This window comes from Paenibacillus sp. P4_A7, assembly GCF_056402455.1.
Genome location: NZ_JBFUHJ010000030.1, coordinates 1 through 13,562, shown reverse-complemented (window position 1 = coordinate 13,562; position 13,562 = coordinate 1). Strand labels below are relative to the sequence as shown.

14 protein-coding genes are annotated in these 13,562 nt (G+C 43.9%); 2 read left to right on the top strand and 12 right to left on the bottom strand.

The window, feature by feature from the left end:
• Nucleotides 1–22 precede the first annotated feature (22 nt).
• The 4 genes from AC1DWN_RS07295 to AC1DWN_RS07280 all read right to left on the bottom strand — a co-directional run bounded on the left by AC1DWN_RS07295 (nucleotide 23) and on the right by AC1DWN_RS07280 (nucleotide 3,565).
• Nucleotides 23–940, bottom strand: a complete 918-nt coding sequence (locus AC1DWN_RS07295; protein ID WP_477558240.1) for a cation diffusion facilitator family transporter — start codon at nucleotides 938–940, stop codon at nucleotides 23–25.
• Nucleotides 941–1,086: 146 nt separating this feature from the next.
• On the bottom strand, nucleotides 1,087–2,001 hold the full coding sequence (gene secF / locus AC1DWN_RS07290; RefSeq protein WP_477558239.1) for a protein translocase subunit SecF: 915 nt from the start codon (nucleotides 1,999–2,001) through the stop codon (nucleotides 1,087–1,089).
• On the bottom strand, nucleotides 1,991–3,241 hold the full coding sequence (gene secD, locus AC1DWN_RS07285) for a protein translocase subunit SecD (RefSeq protein ID WP_477558238.1): 1,251 nt from the start codon (nucleotides 3,239–3,241) through the stop codon (nucleotides 1,991–1,993). The genes secF and secD overlap by 11 nt, the downstream gene beginning before the upstream one ends.
• Nucleotides 3,242–3,325: 84 nt before the next feature.
• Complete coding sequence (locus AC1DWN_RS07280) at nucleotides 3,326–3,565, bottom strand: post-transcriptional regulator (RefSeq protein ID WP_477558237.1); 240 nt, start codon at nucleotides 3,563–3,565, stop codon at nucleotides 3,326–3,328.
• 286 nt (nucleotides 3,566–3,851) lie between these two features.
• On the opposite strand from AC1DWN_RS07280, the gene spoVB reads away from it, so the two are divergent.
• Nucleotides 3,852–5,408: a stage V sporulation protein B gene (spoVB, locus tag AC1DWN_RS07275; RefSeq protein WP_477558236.1), complete on the top strand. Its 1,557-nt coding sequence runs from the start codon at nucleotides 3,852–3,854 to the stop codon at nucleotides 5,406–5,408.
• Nucleotides 5,409–5,469: 61 nt separating this feature from the next.
• Here the strand turns inward: spoVB and AC1DWN_RS07270 are convergent, their stop codons facing one another.
• A complete protein-coding gene (locus tag AC1DWN_RS07270; protein ID WP_477558235.1) occupies nucleotides 5,470–6,264 on the bottom strand; it encodes a YetF domain-containing protein in 795 nt (264 codons plus the stop codon).
• A gap of 178 nt (nucleotides 6,265–6,442) precedes the next feature.
• Here AC1DWN_RS07270 and AC1DWN_RS07265 point away from each other — a divergent pair, with 178 nt between their 5' ends.
• Complete coding sequence (locus AC1DWN_RS07265) at nucleotides 6,443–6,847, top strand: TIGR04086 family membrane protein (protein WP_477558234.1); 405 nt, start codon at nucleotides 6,443–6,445, stop codon at nucleotides 6,845–6,847.
• 143 nt (nucleotides 6,848–6,990) lie between these two features.
• Here the strand turns inward: AC1DWN_RS07265 and yajC are convergent, their stop codons facing one another.
• The 7 genes from yajC to AC1DWN_RS07230 form a co-directional block, all read right to left on the bottom strand.
• Nucleotides 6,991–7,305 (bottom strand): preprotein translocase subunit YajC, encoded by a 315-nt coding sequence (gene yajC, locus AC1DWN_RS07260; RefSeq protein WP_477558233.1) that lies wholly within the window; start codon nucleotides 7,303–7,305, stop codon nucleotides 6,991–6,993.
• A 15-nt stretch (nucleotides 7,306–7,320) separates the two neighbouring features.
• The gene (gene tgt, locus AC1DWN_RS07255; RefSeq protein ID WP_477558232.1) at nucleotides 7,321–8,454 is read right to left on the bottom strand and encodes a tRNA guanosine(34) transglycosylase Tgt; all 1,134 of its coding nucleotides are present in this window, start codon (nucleotides 8,452–8,454) and stop codon (nucleotides 7,321–7,323) included.
• A gap of 22 nt (nucleotides 8,455–8,476) precedes the next feature.
• Nucleotides 8,477–9,523, bottom strand: coding sequence for a tRNA preQ1(34) S-adenosylmethionine ribosyltransferase-isomerase QueA (gene queA / locus AC1DWN_RS07250; RefSeq protein WP_477558231.1), 1,047 nt, complete (start codon nucleotides 9,521–9,523; stop codon nucleotides 8,477–8,479).
• 10 nt (nucleotides 9,524–9,533) lie between these two features.
• On the bottom strand, nucleotides 9,534–11,654 hold the full coding sequence (locus tag AC1DWN_RS07245) for a SpoIID/LytB domain-containing protein (protein WP_477558230.1): 2,121 nt from the start codon (nucleotides 11,652–11,654) through the stop codon (nucleotides 9,534–9,536).
• A gap of 53 nt (nucleotides 11,655–11,707) precedes the next feature.
• Nucleotides 11,708–12,709 carry a Holliday junction branch migration DNA helicase RuvB gene (gene ruvB, locus AC1DWN_RS07240; RefSeq protein ID WP_477558229.1) on the bottom strand — a complete coding sequence of 334 codons (1,002 nt, stop codon included), beginning with the start codon at nucleotides 12,707–12,709 and terminating at the stop codon, nucleotides 11,708–11,710.
• Between the two features lie 19 nt (nucleotides 12,710–12,728).
• Complete coding sequence (gene ruvA, locus AC1DWN_RS07235) at nucleotides 12,729–13,364, bottom strand: Holliday junction branch migration protein RuvA (protein WP_477558228.1); 636 nt, start codon at nucleotides 13,362–13,364, stop codon at nucleotides 12,729–12,731.
• A partial coding sequence (locus AC1DWN_RS07230; protein WP_477558227.1) for a crossover junction endodeoxyribonuclease RuvC occupies nucleotides 13,361–13,562 on the bottom strand: 202 nt, incomplete at its 5' end. The genes AC1DWN_RS07230 and ruvA, both read right to left, overlap by 4 nt.

Sequence of the window (13,562 nt, the reverse complement as noted above, 5' to 3'; positions counted from 1 at the left end):
CCTTTCCTGCTGTTCGAAATAGTTATTGCAGCAGTGTCGGCATCTGCTCCTGATTCGGATCATGATTAGATTTATAAGGATATCCCGGATCATAGGGTTCAACATAGATCGATACATCCGTCACATGAATAAATCGTTTTATGACAAGAAGCTTCACCCGCTTAGCAATTTCTTGCCCTTCCAAAACAGAAATTCGAGGATTAACGCTTATTACAATATCCGCAACAACGTAATGCCCATGTTCCTTAGCTCGCAAGGATTGCACAGTTACAACACCTTCAACTCGCTGTATAAGCTGCATAAGCTCATCAGGGTCTTCCTCCTGAGAAGAATCCTTGCTGTCCTTGCGACTCGCTTTCATAGCTGTGAAATAACCGTTGTACATAATGATTCCTGCAATAATAAGCGCTGCTGCAGGATCAAAATAATAAAGCACTGGCATCGTCAGCAGACTGCCAGCGATAGCTCCACCCGCTCCGATTAAAGCTGTTATCGAGCAGTATAATCCTAATGAACGTTCTTTTGAAGGGAAGAATATTTCCTTTACGATGAGTCCCACCACGATGCCCACAAGCGATCCCCAATGAGGAGCATCTGTAATACCATTGGCAATATCACGAACAGCTGAAATTCCGATTTCTAGCCCTATAAAGAGTAGGACGACGGATACCAAAATGGTCGCTGTCGTCTCTCTTCTCTTATTTTCGGTTTCCACTATTTGATTCGGTTTACTCGTTTTATGGCGACGGCTTACACGAAGTCCAGACAAAGCGGCGATGCTGGCTGCTGTTTCCGCTGCAGAGCGGAAAGCATCAGCCAGCAAAGCCTTGCTTCCTGATAGCCAACCTACAACACCCTTAAATAATGCCAGCAGTATGTTTCCCCATAAGTCAGCCCAGCTTGCGGACTCCGCTTTCGCATATCGCTGTGCAGTTGACATGATAACCCTCCTAAAAGGTTTTGCGAATGCAAAACCTACTTCGTAAGCATGTACTTAGGTTTTGCGAATGCAAAACCTACTTCGTAAGCATGTACTTAGGTTTTGCGAATGCAAAACCCACTTCGTAAGCATGTTGTTATGAAGGACTAAGCTGTTGCTTTAGCGACTTCCTTAGTCTTTTGCTTCCCTTTAAGAAGCAGCCAGAGCGGGCTTGCGATACAGATTGATGAATAAGCACCGCTGGACAATCCGATAATTTTAGCCAATGCGAACAGCTTGATCGATTCGCTTCCGAACAAAAATAGACAAACCGCGACAATTAAAACAGCTAAAACCGTATAAATATTACGTGCCATTGTTTGCCAGATACTCGCGTTTACCATTTCAGCCAATTGATCACGATTTTTGAATTTACCGAAACGCAAATTTTCTCGAATTCGGTCAAAAATAACGATCTTATCGTTAATTGAGTAACCAATCGTCGTTAGTACGGCCGCAATGAACGGTAGATCAACCTCCAAGCGGAAAATTGAAAAGACCGCTACTACAACGAACGCATCATATAAAATGGCAATATTCGCAGCAAGTGCAAATCGCCATTCAAAGCGGAACATAACGTAAATCATAATCGCTACGCTCGCAATCAAAATCGCCCAAATCGTTTTAATACCAAGCTCCTGTGCCATATCCGGTGATACTACGTTGACTTCAGCCGATACTTGATCACCAAACTTGGCCTTGAATGCGTTTTGAATTTCAACGATTTTCGGTTGAGCTAACACCTCATCGAACCTTGCGGATACTCGGTCATTATTGCTGCCGCCAACCGTTGGAGTGATATCTGAGATGCCTGCTTGCACAAGAATATCTTTCGCTTCCTGCTGTGTCACTTTCTTACCAACCGAAATATCCATGTTTGTTCCTGCCTTGAAATCAACCCCGAAATTAAGATTGAAAATAAGCAGCGACAGAATACCTGCTACAGTTAGCGCGATAGAGAACAGAAAGAACTTATTTCGGTTGCCTACAAAGTCATAACGAATTTTAGTATTAAAGTTCACGGATTTCTGCCTCCTTCACACCGAAATAGCTAGGTTTTTTAAACAAATTACTCTTGATAATCAGCATGATTAAGAATCTAGATAAGAAAATATTCGTAATCATACTTACTAGAATACTGAAGATCATCGTTAACGCGAAGCCGCGAATCGCACCGTTGCCGATGTAGTACAACACGACGCTTGCAATGATATTTGTAATATTCGCATCCATGATCGTACGGATTGAGTTTTTGGAGCCCGCTTTTAGAGAGGACATCAAGCTCTTACCGCTTCGAATTTCTTCCTTAACCCGTTCATACATAATAATATTCGCATCTACCGCCATACCGATACCGAGCACAAAGGCCGCAATACCAGGCAACGTTAGTGTCGCATTCATTAAATTAAAGACAACGATTAGGAGCCACGTGTAAGTTACAACAGTAATTGCTGCAATAACACCGGGAATCCTGAACAAAATAATAAGGAAGATTAGTATAATCGATGTACCGATAATACCAGCTTCAACCGTATCTTTAAGCGATGCTAGCCCAAGACTTGCGCCCACGCTTTGTGTATATTTCTCAACTAGCTTCAGTGGAAGCGAGCCAAGGTTGATCGTATCTCTCAGTTCTTTTGCTTCATCGTTGGTATAATCACCGGAAATCTGAGCAGATCCTCCAGCTATTGCAGTATGGACACTAGGCCTAGATAATTCCTTATCATCCAAATRAATAGCCAAGTATCGATCTTCAACATTAGGAAGCTGACTTAATCTACCAGTTACCTCTTCGAATTTCTTTGGATCCTTTAGTTCAATCGTAACAAACGGCTTGCCTAAATTATCATAGCCAACTCCTGCGCCGTTTTGCTTAAAATCACCGCCATGCAGCTCGACCTTGCCATCAGGACCGCGGAATGTTAGGTTGATTGGCTTAGCTAGAATCTCTCTAACTTCTGCTTCATCCGCCACTCCTGCAAGTCTGAGACGAATTCTGTTTGAACCTTCAGTCGTAATTTCTGGTTCAACTATACCGAGCTCATCAATACGCTTTCCAAGACTTCTTGCCGTTTCTTTCAACGACTCAGGGGTAACGGCTACTCCGCCCTCAAGCGGCTCCGCTTCATACAGAACCTCAAATCCACCTTTTAAATCAAGGCCTAGACGAACATCTTTCACTAGTGACGGGCTTGTCCAAGCGATAACGCCAAACAAAATGACAACGATCGCAAGGAAGGCAATTATTCTCTTCCCGAACATACGTATTAATCCCCCTTATGATCTCAATATTCCTATTATACAGACGCAGCAAAAACGAGTCAAAAAAAAAAAGAAACCCAGAGCTTAAAATTGGGTTCCCTTATATGCGCTTATTGTCATGAAATTCATAAACCCCATAACTTTAAGCGATAAAATATCATTCACCAATTGATGCAGCTCAGGCTGACCCGTCTTCTTATACTTTTCACTTACGCATTGCCATACTTCTTCTCCAGTGACATGCTCATATCCGATAAGCTGGAATTCCTCCGCCTTGCTTTTGCATAGCTCCTCGATCACACTGCTTAGGTCCTCGTCTGCCATGCTGCTTGTTCCCCCTAATCGTTTTACATCGTAAAACTTGCATTGTAAGCATAATCTCCTGTTTTACATTGTAAAACTTGCTTCTTTTACAACACTTCTACTTACAACTATTCGCTGTAGTTATGTATGATTCCTGCTCCATGTAATTGGGGCCTGTAAAATTGACTGACATGGAACTGGACATGCCGCGCATAAACATAAATATACCTGCCTGTCTCATAGCTTCGTCTTTTGACAAAGGCAACATTTATTTTGTAATTCTAAGAAAGAGAAGAGGATAATCATAATGACGAAGCAAACGTTCATCAAAGGTGCTATGATTTTGCTGGCTGCTGGCATTATTAACCGTATGCTTGGGTTTGTCCCCCGCATCATGCTGCCGAGAATCATTGGCGCGGAGGGAGTGGGGATCTACCAACTCGTTTATCCATTTCTGACAGTCGTACTTACAATAATAATCGGAGGTATTCCTTTAGCAGTTGCAAAATGGATTGCCGAGGCGGATACAAAGGGCGATTCCGCACGCGTAAAATATATTTTCAGAGCTGCAATGGGGCTAGTCGTATCCATTGGCCTCATTATGACAGCAATTATGCTTCTCTTCGCTCCTTGGATTACGAAGCATGTACTGCCAGATGCTCGTGTTTATCATACGTTTCTAGCCATGTCTCCGCTCCCGCTTATTATTGGAATATCGTCAGTTTATCGCGGCTATTTTCAAGGCAAACAAAATATGGTTCCAAGCGCGATCTCGCAAATCATTGAGACCGTTCTACGTATATTCGCTTCTCTGTCTTTCGCTTACCTCTTAATGCCGCTAGGTCTGGAGTGGGCTGCAGCTGGGGCGATGCTCGGTGCTGTTGTCGGAGAGATCGGCGGCTTAACCGTCCTCCTCTGGAAGTATTATTTTAATAAAAACAACAAGATGAATGCCGTAAACATATTACCCGTATCTAGCTCAAAAAGAGAACCCGTTCTAAGGCGTTTATTAAACATATCTATTCCTGTTACAGCCAGCAAGATGGTTGGCTCATTATCCTATTTACTTGAATCGATTTTCACAGTTCGCAGCCTAGTTATAGCTGGAGTAGCTACCGGTACAGCTACCGCGCAATATGGCGCATTACAAGGAATGATTATTCCACTCCTCCTGCTGCCGACTGCGCTAACTTATTCTCTTGCCGTGTCGCTGGTACCTTCCTTATCTGAAGCGGCAGCAAAAGGTGATACTCCATTAATTCATAAACGGCTTCACCAGTCCATGCGTCTCTCACTCGTTTCCGGCGCTCCATTCATTGTCGTAATGCTTTTATTCGCCGATCCTATCTGCAGAATACTCTACAATCATGCTGACATCGCCCCTATGCTTCAGCTAATGGCTCCGATAGGTATATTCATTTATTTACAAGCTCCTCTGCAAGCAGCTCTCCAAGCTCTGGATAAGCCAGGGACAGCATTGCTGAACACATCAATCGGAGCCATTGTGAAGTTGGTTCTTATAGCCAAGTTAGCTTCCGACCCAGACTTTGGAATTTATGGAGCACTAATCRCAATCAACGTAAATATCATTCTTGTTACCGTTTTGCATGGCATCAGCGTCCTTCGCTTTATTGGCTTCCGTATGAATTTTTACGACTTCCTTAAAGTAGGCACAGCTATGGTTATTATGGGAGCGGCTGCTAAGTGGACGATGAATCAAGAACCACTCTCTGCAGAATGGATCAATTTGCTGCTTGCTTGTGCAGCTAGCATAATCATTTATTTGCTCCTAATGGTTGTCATGAAAATTATTGACCGTCATGATATAGCCCGAATTCCCCTACTTGGCAAATGGTTTGATTAAAAGAAATTTTTACGCCATAGGACGCAGAAAAACCGCATTCTAGAAGAGGGCTACCCCTCTCTTAGATTCGCGGTTTCCTGTTTTTCACATCAACAAACAGCTTTCCTTTATGGTCAATCGTGCAAAAGAATACATCTTTAAAATCATACACGCCTTCCTCTTGCAGCACATTTTTGAGCCAAAATCGTGTTTTTTCAAGCTTTTCTAAACTGTCATTTTGCACTTTGCCATCCATAATAAGTGGAATTGGCAAAATTTCAAAGCGATAACCAGGTGGAATTAATTTCTGCTTACTATCTTGAATTTCCATCTTCCTCAAACCAGATGTAATGCTTCTTATTTTGTTATTATTACCATCATCATCATTTTCAGTTGATGTTCCGGCATCTTCCTTTGAAATGACGGACAACTTTCCGCTCGTTTCCAAAATCGCAAATTCTACATCTGAAACCGAGCTAATTCGATTTTCGCGAAGCTGGAGCATTAAATCATCTAAATTGTACCTTTGCTTTTTCATTACTTCACTGTTTATTTTTCCTTTGTCAATAATTACACTGGGTTTGCCATCAAACAAAAGTCTCAACTTACGATTTTTCATCGTCATAAATGCACTGCCAATTTGTATGAGCAACAAGGTGACCATGGGAAGAATGCCTTCCCACATCGCTCGCTTCGTATCTTCGACCACTATAACGGCGATCTCAGCGATCATTACTGAAATAACGAGATCAAACACCGATAACTTGCCAATCTCTCGCTTCCCCATAAACCTAATGATCAGAAATACAACGAAATAAATGATCACCGTCCGGACCAACAGGCTCCAAAACTCCAGTGGAAACCGCCTCCTCGACATTGTCATGCCTGCTGATGTCAACTATTTTTGTACGTACAGCTATTCTGACCTACACGTGCAGACATCATACGAGAAGGGATACACGAATATATGGCAATAGCTGATACAGAAGTTGTACTATTCGGACCAGCTTGACCATATGGATTAGTAATACGCTCATAACGAAAGGGGAAATACGATGAGTTCGATCAAAAGTTCCGTTAAACACACTCCCAAACCACCACTAATCACTTCACCGTTACTCGCAGGAGTGCTTTTTTCAATGATATGGCTCGCAGTCGGGGCACTTCTGTTGTCTCTGCTTTTACAATTTTCGAGTATGAAGGAAAGTGAGCTACCTTCTTATGCACTTGCCATCCATGCCTTTGCTTCCTTTGTTGGCGGTTTAACTTCTGGAAGGCGATCTGAAAAAAAAGGCTGGTACAATGGCTCCTTACTCGGCTTATTATACGGGTTGATCGTTTTAATCATTAGCTTTCTGGCGTCTAACACCTCGCTATCTTGGTATAGCGTGCTTCTTCTGGGAGCCGTTCTTGCAGCTGGTGCTTTCGGAGGTATGATCGGAGTAAACTTAAAAAAATGAAATAAAAACGGCCGACATAGAGCATGTCAGCCGTTTTTTTAATTATAAGAATGAATAAGTTTCACACTTATTAATTGCTTATAATTCCCCGCGAAACGTTAGCTTTACCGCCAAGGATGGCGACAGCCGTTTCACCTTGCTTCTTATTCTTTTTCAAGAGAAGTTGTTGGAGCAGAAGTAATAATCGTACTCACTGCACTGCGCTCATAAGTCATTTTTGTTGTATCGTTAACACGAAGCACAACAGTATCATCCGTCAACTCTACAACAGTACCATGCAAACCACCAATTGTCGAAACTTTATCACCTTTTTTCAATTGGTTTAACAAGGCAGTACGCTGCTTTTGTTTCTTCTGCTGAGGACGAATGAGAAGAAAATAAAACACTGCGAACATAAGAACAAATGGCCAAATCATACCAAAAATATTACCTGTACCTGCATCTGCTGCTAGCCACATCGAAATCCCCCCTTTCTAAAAACCTTTCTCATTATCGAACAGTCCGTAGCTTGTGAAGAAGGAATCACGGAAATCAAGTAACCGATCTTCCATAATCGCTTCGCGAACGTCCCGCATGAGTTGTAGTAAGAAATGCAAGTTGTGAGTAGTCGTTAATCTCATTCCGAATGTCTCATCCGCTTTGATTAAATGACGTATGTACGCTCTAGAATAGTTCGTGCATGTGTAGCAAGAACAGTTCGGGTCTAGCGGACCAAAATCTTCGGCGTATTTCGCATTTCGAATAACAAGTCTACCTTCACTTGTCATGGTTGTCCCGTTTCTGGCAATACGAGTCGGGAGAACGCAATCGAACATGTCAATACCCCGAATGGAGCCTTCAATCAAGGCATCCGGTGAGCCAACTCCCATTAAATAACGCGGCTTGTTTGCAGGTAAAACGGGAACCGTATAATCAAGCACCTCATACATCAAATGCTTAGGCTCTCCTACGCTCAGTCCACCAATAGCATACCCCGGGAAATCCATGGAAGTCAAATCCGTTGCGCTTTGAATACGTAAATCTTTGTGCATTCCGCCTTGAACGATAGCGAATAAGCCTTGATCATGAGGTCTTGCATGTGCTTCCAAGCAACGCTCCGCCCAGCGTGTCGTCCGTTCAAGTGATTTTTTCACATAATCATATTCAGCTGGAAAAGGCGGGCATTCATCAAAGGCCATCATAATATCGGAGCCCAGTGCATTTTGAATTTCCATCGCAACTTCTGGAGAAAGGAACTTTTTATCTCCGTTCAAGTGAGAACGGAAGTGTACGCCCTCTTCTGTAATTTTACGCATCTCACTCAAGCTGAACACCTGAAAACCGCCACTATCCGTTAGAATCGGTCTATCCCAATTCATAAATTTATGCAGTCCGCCTGCACGCTTAACAATGTCATGTCCAGGACGCAAAAATAAGTGGTAGGTGTTGCTCAAAATAATTTGCGCGTCCATAGTCTTAAGCTCTTCCGGACTCATTGTCTTAACGGTAGCTTGTGTACCAACCGGCATAAAGGTTGGCGTTTCGATAATGCCATGCGGAGTATGAACTCGCCCAAGTCGTGCTCCCGATTGCTTACATGTTTTAATTAATTCGTATTTTATAGCCACAATTCACGCTTCCTATTCCTAGTTAGTAAATAAACATCGCATCGCCGAAGCTGAAGAACCGATATTCGTTTGCAATCGCTTCTTCGTAGGCATGCATGACGGCATCGCGTCCAGCAAGCGCGCTAACGAGCATAACGAGTGTTGATTTTGGTAGATGAAAATTGGTGAGCAATGCATTAACAAGTTTAAATGAATAACCCGGAAAAATAAAGATCGATGTCCAACCACTGCACGCTTCAATCGATTTATCTTCAAAACGAGCAGCAACCGTCTCCAGTGTTCTTGATGAAGTCGTTCCGACCGCAATAATACGAGCTCCGCTCTCTTTCGCTGCTTGGATGATTTGCGCATTATGCTCGTCCAGGGCGTAGTATTCTTCATGCATAGCATGATCCTCAACTAAATCCACTGACATCGGACGGAATGTGCCTAAACCAACATGCAATGTAATATATGCAAGCTTTACACCCTTTTCTTGCAATTTCAGAAGAAATTCTTCTGTAAAATGTAATCCCGCTGTTGGCGCAGCTGCTGAGCCTGCATGACGTGAATAAACGGTTTGATACCTTTCTCTTTCTTCAAGTCTTTCTTTAATATATGGAGGCAAAGGCATTTCACCTAGTCGATCTAGCAGCTCTTGAAAGATTCCATCGTATTCAAAGCGAATCGTCCGCCCACCCATATCACCCTCCTGCTCGATGACCGCACGAAGCAGCGGATTGCCGTTCCCATCGTCACCAAATGAGAGCTGTGTCCCTATTTTCAGACGCTTGGCAGGCTTGCCTAGCGTTTCCCAGCGATCCTCGCCCAGCTGTTTCAACAGCAGCAGCTCAATTTTTGCACCAGTGTCACTCTTTATGCCTGTAAGCCGTGCTGGAATAACTCTCGTATCGTTTAAGACGAGTACGTCCCCTGCTTGTACATATTGCTCCAAATCAGTAAAAACACGATGTGCAATTTCACCAGATTTCCGGTTTAATGTTAGCAGTTTAGATGCCGTCCGATCAAGGAGCGGTGTCTGGGCTATCAAATGTTCCGGCAATTCAAAATCAAACCAATCTACGTTCATATCGTATCCATCATTCCTTAGCTATAGTTACATCTTTATAGTAGTATTTCAAAATATATTGATAGTCATACCCTTGCTGTGCCAAGCCGAGCGCACCATACTGCGACATACCAAGCCCGTGTCCATTTCCTCTTCCAATAAAACGGAAAGATGGTTCCTTCGTTGCTGTGCGAAGCTGCCCGTCTGCACTCAAAAGGAATAAATTTTCATTTGTTGATTCAGAAACCTTATCCCCAGCAGCAATCGTATAAATCGATTGATTTCCAGCTGACTTTGTTCTCGTTGCTCCCTCAGCGCCAAGCATACTGACTTTGGCTGTTTCTTCAATTTGGAACAATGTGCTTGGAAGTGATCCTTGTACACCTAATGTTGCTCGAAAGGCATCAGGATACTTCACATCAAGCAATTGCCCGTTGATTAGGATTGCAGTGGCACGGCCAGACGCTCCACGCTCGCTTACTTCCATAGTAACAGGCGGGCTAGTAAGTTTAGTAAGCGCACGTGCATTAATAGTTGTGAGCATCTCCTTGGACGTGAATGGTCCGCGAACCCAATTCATCTGATTCGATTCAATTGTTTTCTCTAGTTCAATGACGGTTGCACCGCGGCTCAGCTCAGCTATTAATGGAATACTGTCTTGGACAAAGGGATGTTTACGGACCTTTGTTCCATCCACTTTCACATTTAAAACCCGGCTTCCCGCTGCTGTAGTCTTACCGCTATCTTCAACCAAATCCTCACGGACATAACCAACTTCTCCATTGTCTAGAACAACCCTATACCAACTGAAAAGACCTGCCTCTGACGTTTGGTCGGGGCTGCTAACGGGCTTGAAATAAGAGACCGAATTATTCCATATCTCCTTCGCATCAGCTGTAATGCCACCGCTGCTTGAGGAGAATAACGTTTCAATTACCTTGCCGTTATATAAAGCTACTTCGCCTGCAGTTTGATCTACTGCAGCAATCGTAGATGGGCGTTCCCAGCCTGTTCCATAATACGCTTGGCTCAAGGTTGTATCTACCACATGTGCAATTTGGAATCCAAATCCTTTGTTTAATGCATAAGTCCGCGCTGCTACAGCTTGCGCCTTCAACGCTTCCTCTGGCCATGACGAGATCATCTCTGCCCCGGTAACCGAGTATAAATACTGTTCAAACGGAAGTTCATTTACAACCGCCATCCGACCGTTCAGCACACTAAGCTCGAAAGTACCGCGATAAGCCCGGTTGCTGCGCTCTGTTAACTTAATGAAGTCAGCGGTAATCGGTGAAACGGTTACTTTCGTATCAGTACCAGTAAACGAGTAGAGCTCCGTACTGTTTACCGCTTTGCTTAACGAATGATCGTTGCTAATTAGTAAATAGGCAGATCCCGTATCAGCTGTCTTCAAACCGCTGCCATTAGGCGCTTTAGTCGCTACTGCCTTTATAATTTGCAACTCCGCGTCAGTTGCGGCGGAACCAACCATAACCGAATAACTTACGGTATCCTTCTGTAAGGAACGCATGGCTACAAACGCATCTAATCCGACATTTCCAAAAGCGTTTGCAGCTTCAGCCGCTACAGCCTTACTTGGAAACGGCGCGCTTTCTAGATGAAGCGGACCTTGAATCAACGGTTTAAAACCGCCAACCAGCTTGGATAGCTCTGTGTCTTTCGCCCATTTGTTCAAGCCGGCAGTTGCCTCAACAGCCGTCTTATACGTACCTTCAGTCACTTGATAAGTAATCACGCCATTTTTGGATAATGAGGTTATGTAACCTGCACCTTTAGCTGTTTGAATTCTTTGATAAACGGCCAAAGCAGAAGCAAATTTAGACGATTCATACAACTTCACTTTGTAGTCGTCGATTGCGAACCTAGCTTCTGCATTCTCAGGGATGCTAAACCAATTATTCGTACTGCCTGGCAGTCTTATTCCAATCTGCAAACCTCCTGCTGATGAGAACGTCGCTGCTGCAGTCGTATCATTGAAGTTCTTCGCTGGCAATTGAGCAAATAACGCAACACGAATGTTGTCCAGCTTCGGTACTGCCGCTTGCAACGGCCAAGCCGTCCATGCAGATACGAGCAAAATACCTGCAAGGGTCAGTATACTTAGACGTTTAATCGGCCAACTATTTGACATGATTGTTGTTCACTCCTCTGTCTGGCTGTCACTGGCAACCAATTATCAAAATTTTATTTTCCAGGCATAGGAAGACCCAGATGTCGATAGGCACTATCTGTTGCTATACGACCTCGAGGTGTCCGCTGTAAAAAGCCAATTTGCATCAAGTATGGCTCATACACATCTTCAATCGTTTGGCTCTCCTCACCTATCGTTGCGGCGATTGTATCCAAGCCTACCGGTCTGCCGGCAAAGGTTGTCATCATGGCATACAGCATTTTGTGATCAATATTGTCGAGGCCCATCGGGTCCACTTGTAATAGCTCAAGTGCAGACCTTGCGATTTCGTGCGTAATGACCCCGTCACTGCGAACCTGTGCAAAATCCCGCACACGTTTTAGCAGTCTGTTCGCAATACGCGGTGTTCCGCGTGAACGCATTGCAATTTCCGAAGCCGCTTCCCCTACAATGCTGGCGCCCAAAATCTCGGATGTGCGAGATACGATATACGTTAACTCATCAATCGTATAGAACTCAAGACGACTAACGACACCGAAACGATCACGTAGCGGCGCCGATAGCAAACCAGCCCTTGTTGTCGCCCCAATTAATGTAAAGGGAGGCAAGTCCAGTCTCATCGAGCGAGCGCTCGGACCTTTACCAATCATTATATCAAGCGCGAAGTCTTCCATCGCCGGATACAGTACTTCTTCTACCGTACGATGCAGCCGATGTATCTCATCAATAAACAGCACATCGCCCTCTTGCAAGTTCGTTAGTAGAGCAGCTAGATCACCAGGACGTTCAATAGCGGGTCCCGATGTTGTGCGAAGATTAACGCCAAGCTCGTTTGCAATAATATTGGATAACGTCGTTTTACCTAACCCTGGTGGTCCATATAAAAGGACATGATCAAGTGCTTCCTTACGCATTTTTGCCGCTTCTATATAAATTTTCAAGTTTTCTTTGGCCTTTGTTTGCCCAATGTATTCCGCCAAATAACGTGGGCGTAAACTAAGCTCAACCGACTCTTCTTCCATCATAAGGTTTGTGGAAATGATTCTATCATCCATACTCGTTCAGCTCCTTCCGTCAGCCTTTAAAGAGCTGCTGCAAAGCCCGTTTCATTAATTTATCAACTGGTTCATCAGCTGTCACAGAATCCTGCAGGCCGTTCCAAGCCTGGTCAAGCTCTGCTGCCGTATAGCCCAGTGAAGCAAGTGCCTCTCGCGCTTCTTTCCATGCTGTACCAGCGCCCTGAGTACCGCCGCTGGCAGCTTTCGAATCAGTTCCAAAACCATTAACCGCAAATAGACCCACCTCTGATCCAAGCCCCACAAGCTTGTCTTTCAGATCAAGAATCATACGCTGAGCTGTTTTCATGCCAATTCCGGGAAGCTTCTTTAAATACACTATATTTTCTTGTTGAACAGCGTTAATTACGGCATCCGGACTGCYGGCAGATAATATACCTAAGGCAACACGAGGTCCAATACCAGATACCTCTAGCAGCTTACGAAATAAGGTTTGCTGCTCGCGCGTCTCAAATCCGAACAATAATATAGCATCCTCGCGTACATGATGATGAATGAATACAGTAACGGGCTCATCTTTGCCAGCGAACGCATAAGGACTCGGTGTAAAAACTCGGTAACCTATATCTTTTACATCTACAACGATATATTCGGATTCCAAATGAACAACTGGACCTCTTAAAAAATCAATCACGTACGCTTCACCTCATTAATTTTCTGAGTCAGAACAGCAGAATGAGCATGACAAATGGCCACTGCAAGCGCATCGGCAACATCATCAGGCTTTGGCACAGCTGAAAGCTTCAGAAATATTTTGACCATCTCTTGCACTTGCTTTTTCTCTGCTTTTCCGTAACCAACAACCGCCTGCTTCACCTGAAGTGGCGTATAT

Coding starts and splice junctions, on each gene's coding strand:
- AC1DWN_RS07295 (WP_477558240.1), bottom strand. CDS start 940: ATGTCAACTGCACAGCGATATGCGAAAGCGGAGTCCGCAAGCTGGGCT.
- AC1DWN_RS07280 (WP_477558237.1), bottom strand. CDS start 3,565: ATGGCAGACGAGGACCTAAGCAGTGTGATCGAGGAGCTATGCAAAAGC.
- AC1DWN_RS07270 (WP_477558235.1), bottom strand. CDS start 6,264: ATGTCGAGGAGGCGGTTTCCACTGGAGTTTTGGAGCCTGTTGGTCCGG.
- AC1DWN_RS07265 (WP_477558234.1), top strand. CDS start 6,443: ATGAGTTCGATCAAAAGTTCCGTTAAACACACTCCCAAACCACCACTA.
- yajC (WP_477558233.1), bottom strand. CDS start 7,305: ATGTGGCTAGCAGCAGATGCAGGTACAGGTAATATTTTTGGTATGATT.
- queA (WP_477558231.1), bottom strand. CDS start 9,523: ATGAACGTAGATTGGTTTGATTTTGAATTGCCGGAACATTTGATAGCC.
- AC1DWN_RS07245 (WP_477558230.1), bottom strand. CDS start 11,654: ATGTCAAATAGTTGGCCGATTAAACGTCTAAGTATACTGACCCTTGCA.
- ruvB (WP_477558229.1), bottom strand. CDS start 12,709: ATGGATGATAGAATCATTTCCACAAACCTTATGATGGAAGAAGAGTCG.